This is a genomic window from Actinomadura logoneensis (assembly GCF_003428695.1).
Classification (GTDB): domain Bacteria; phylum Actinomycetota; class Actinomycetes; order Streptosporangiales; family Streptosporangiaceae; genus Spirillospora; species Spirillospora logoneensis.
The window spans coordinates 1-3,636 of the sequence record NZ_QURH01000745.1 but is presented as its reverse complement, the minus strand read 5'-3'; the positions used below and the strand labels follow the sequence as shown (position 1 = coordinate 3,636).

The window sequence follows — 3,636 nt, the reverse complement described above, 5'->3', positions numbered from 1 at the left end:
GGGCGGCGTGCAGCTGGCCGACGGCGGTGTGCGCCGGACGAGGCGCGGGCAGCGCGCGGTGGCGCGGCCGCGGGGCCTCGTGCTGGGCGGCACCGGCGACGTTATGGGCGGCGGAGCGGGCTCCGCGGGTGAGTGTGGTCATCTCTGCCTCCTTCCGGGGCGTCGGACGTGGCCGGGCGGAGAGCTTCCCCTCTCTCCGCCCGGCCGGCCGTCCCCACCCCGCCCGCGCGCTGGGCACGGCGGGGACGTCGCCCGTGGCGCGGGCCGCGAGTCCCGCACCACGTCGAACATAAGTTCGACGCGTTCACAGTAAACCGCCTCCGTGACGGTTCGTCAATACGTTCGAACGCGCACCGCCACGCTGAGCGATCATGAAGGTGATCGCGCAGCTCAGCGGCATGTCTCCAGGAGAACACGCGGGTCCGACAGTTTCCGGCGCGGTCAGTCGCGGTAGCGGTCGGCGAGCCAGTGGGACCGGTCGTCCGGCGGGGGCGGGACGGCGGCGGGCAGCAGCCGCAGAACGGTCCGCAGCGCCGCCGAGGTGTCGCCGGAACGCCAGGTCAGGCACCACGGGACGAGCGGCACCGGGTCGACCAGGCGGATGCGGTGCAGCTCCGTGCCCGCCGGGAGTTCGACCCCCGCCTCCCCCAGCGCGACCGCGCGGTTCTCGCGCGCGACCAGCTCGCCGTAGTGCCACAGCCCGACGGCGGGTTCGACGAACCGGATCGGGATGCCGAACCGGTCCGCGAGGCGGGTGAGGAACGCCCGCGCCTCGGACGCGACGGGGTCGGGCATGACGACGCCCGCGTCGCGCAGCTCGTCCGGTCGCATCGTCGCGCGTCCCGCGAGCGGATGGTCCAGGCCGACGAACGCGTGCATCGGCACGAGCTGGACGACCCGGGACGTCAGCCCGGCCGGCCACCGCCCCGGCAGGTCCCTGGCCTGCCCGAACGCCGCGTCGATCTCGCCGGAGAGCAGGGCGGGCACGGCCTGCTCGAAGCCCTGCCGCATGGAGACCTCCACGCGCAGGGCGGGTTCGCTGTCGAGGAGGCCGCGCAGCAGGGTCAGGGGGCTGAAACGCTGGTCGAACACGTCCACCCGGAACCGCGGCGGCTCGCCCCGCACGGCGGCCACGACCGCGTCGATGGCGTTCAGCGTCTCCCGGGCGCGCGGCAGGACGCGGCGTCCGGCGGCGGTGAGCTCGACGCGGCGGGTGGTGCGCTCGAACAGCGGCGCGCCGAGGACGGACTCCAGCCGCCGCACGCGCTGCGACAGCGCCTGCTGGGTGAGGAACAGGCGCTGGGCGGCCCGTCCGAAATGCATCTCCTCCGCGGCTGCGACGAAGGCCCGCAGACCGGGAACGTCCACGTCCACGGCCCAAGCCTGGGATTGACAAGCGCGGCTTGTCAAAGCGCCGGAAGTCTTGTTGGACGCCGCGGGAGGCGCGCCGGTTACCTCGGAGGCATGAGCAACGAACCGCGTCAACCCTCCGAGGACGTCTTCCAGCGCCTGCTCCGCGAGCGGATCGTGTTCCTCGGCCAACAGGTGGACGACGAGATCGCCAACCGGCTCTGCGCCGAGATCCTTCTGCTGTCGGCTGAAGACCGGCACCGCGACATCCACCTGTACATCAACTCCCCGGGCGGGTCCGTGACCGCCGGGATGGCCATCTACGACATCATGCAGTTCGTCCCGAACGACGTGGCGACGCTGTCGCTGGGGTTCACCGCGTCGATGGGGCAGTTCCTGCTGTGCGCGGGCGCGCCGGGCAAGCGGTACGCGCTGCCGCACACCCGGATCCTCATGCACCAGCCGTCCGGCGGGATCGGCGGCACGGCGACCGACATCCGCATCCAGACGGAGAACATGCTGGCCACCAAGCGGCAGATGCAGCAGCTGATCGCCGCGCACACCGGGCAGACCGTCGAGCGGATCGAGGCCGACTCCGACCGCGACCGCTTCTTCACCGCCGAGGAGGCGCGCGCGTACGGCTTCGTCGACCACGTCGTGGACACCGCCCGCGCCGTCTCCGCCGCCGCGTGACCGCGGCGCTGCTGTTCTCCGCCGCCGCGTGACCCGCCGTCCGCCCCGCTCCCCCTCCCCGTCGCCGCCTCCGTCCCCCGGCTCCCCCGCTCCCGGCTCCGGGCTCCGGCTCCGAAACGGACGGAAAAGCCGGGAGCGGCGGGCGGGGCGGACGGCTTAGGGTGCCGTCCATGCACCCCAACGCCGAGCGTGTCGCCGCCGTCCTGCGCGAGCAGGGCGCCGACGGCGAGATCATCGAACTGCCCGACTCCGCCCGTACCGCCCAGGCCGCCGCCGAGCAGCTCGGCTGCGAGGTCGGCGCGATCGCCAACAGCCTGGTGTTCGACGCGGACGGCGCGCCGCTGCTCGTGCTGACCAGCGGCGCGCACCGGGTGGACACCGCGCGCGTCGCCGCCCTGGTGGGCGCGCAGAAGGTCCGCCGGGCGACGCCCGAGTTCGTCCGGGAGCACACCGGGCAGCCGATCGGCGGGGTGGCGCCCGCCGGGCACCCCGCCCCGATCCGCACCCTCGTGGACGTCTGGTTGGACAAGTACGACCGGGTCTGGGCCGCCGGCGGGCACCCGCACACCGTCTTCCCGACCTCGTACGCGGAACTGCTCCGCATCACCGGGGGCGACCCGGCCGAGGTGGGAGAGTAGGGGCATGGAGATCTGGCACAACCCGCGCTGCTCCAAGAGCCGCGCCGCGAAGGCCGCCTTGGACGAGGCCGGCGTCGCCTACACCGAGCGCCGCTACCTGGACCAGCCGCCGACGGCCGAGGAGTTCGACCGGACGCTCACCGCGATCGGCGCCGAGCCCTGGGACGTCGCGCGGCTCGGCGAGCCGGTCGCCAAGGAGCTGGACCTGCGGAACCTGCCGCACGACCGGGCGAAGTGGATCGAGGTCATGGTCGCCAACCCGGTGCTCATCCAGCGCCCGATCATCGTCACGGACACCGCCGCGCTGGTGGCGCGCGACCCGCAGTCGGTGCGTCAGGCGCTCGACGGCGCCTGACCGTCCCCCTGCCGGACGGCACGGCACAGCGGTACGGCACAGCGGTACGGCACAGCGGCACGGCACAGCGCTACGGCACTCCGGCCGGCGCGCCCCATCCGCCGCCGGGGGCACTGCCGGTGCCCCTGGGGACATGCCGTACGGCCTGACCGTGACCGTCCGGCACTCGACATCGCCTGTTGCGAGTGTGATTCTGGGGAACCGGACCCCGGCGCGACGGCGCGACGGACTGGACAGCAGCACCCGGAGGGGCGATGACCGCTGAGATGCGCACCGGCCCGGCCAGCCGCGACGGCGACTTCCGGGGCATCGATCCGCCCGCGCTGGACCAGCTGCTCCGCCAGGTGCAGCAGGCGAACACCGCGATCCGCGGCTGGCTCGCGGGGCACCGTCCGCCGCCCGGCGTGTCGGCGGCCGGGTACCGGCAGGCCGAGCAGGTCGGGCAGTGGGCCGCCGACCAGATCGGCATGCTGTCCCGGCGGTACAACTTCGCGATCACCCACCCGGACACGGGCGGCGGCGTGCACGCCCCGCCCGCGTCCCCGCCGAGCCCCGGCCCGTCCGGCGGGAACGGTGGCGGAGGCGGCGGTGGCGGCGGCG

Annotated in this window: 5 protein-coding genes; 4 read left to right on the top strand and 1 reads right to left on the bottom strand. The window is 74.3% G+C overall.

Going from position 1 to position 3,636, the window contains the following annotated elements; genetic code table 11:
• Positions 1-441: 441 nt before the first annotated feature.
• Entirely contained in the window at positions 442-1,368 is a 927-nt protein-coding gene (locus tag DZF91_RS26610; protein WP_268915980.1) for a LysR family transcriptional regulator, read from the bottom strand.
• A gap of 96 nt (positions 1,369-1,464) precedes the next feature.
• On the opposite strand from DZF91_RS26610, the gene DZF91_RS26605 reads away from it, so the two are divergent.
• From DZF91_RS26605 to DZF91_RS26590, 4 genes are all read left to right on the top strand, one after another.
• Positions 1,465-2,043 (top strand): ClpP family protease, encoded by a 579-nt coding sequence (locus DZF91_RS26605; RefSeq protein WP_117359918.1) that lies wholly within the window; start codon positions 1,465-1,467, stop codon positions 2,041-2,043.
• A 170-nt stretch (positions 2,044-2,213) separates the two neighbouring features.
• The gene (locus DZF91_RS26600) at positions 2,214-2,681 is read left to right on the top strand and encodes a YbaK/EbsC family protein (protein WP_117359917.1); all 468 of its coding nucleotides are present in this window, start codon (positions 2,214-2,216) and stop codon (positions 2,679-2,681) included.
• Between the two features lie 4 nt (positions 2,682-2,685).
• Positions 2,686-3,036 carry an ArsC/Spx/MgsR family protein gene (locus DZF91_RS26595; RefSeq protein WP_117359916.1) on the top strand — a complete coding sequence of 117 codons (351 nt, stop codon included), beginning with the start codon at positions 2,686-2,688 and terminating at the stop codon, positions 3,034-3,036.
• Positions 3,037-3,290: 254 nt separating this feature from the next.
• The coding region (locus DZF91_RS26590; RefSeq protein ID WP_199486911.1) for a hypothetical protein at positions 3,291-3,636 on the top strand (346 nt) is incomplete at its 3' end.

Excerpts from the sequence above, each read along its gene's own strand:
- DZF91_RS26600 (WP_117359917.1), top strand. The coding sequence starts at position 2,214 with ATGCACCCCAACGCCGAGCGTGTCGCCGCCGTCCTGCGCGAGCAGGGC.
- DZF91_RS26595 (WP_117359916.1), top strand. The coding sequence starts at position 2,686 with ATGGAGATCTGGCACAACCCGCGCTGCTCCAAGAGCCGCGCCGCGAAG.
- DZF91_RS26605 (WP_117359918.1), top strand. The coding sequence starts at position 1,465 with ATGAGCAACGAACCGCGTCAACCCTCCGAGGACGTCTTCCAGCGCCTG.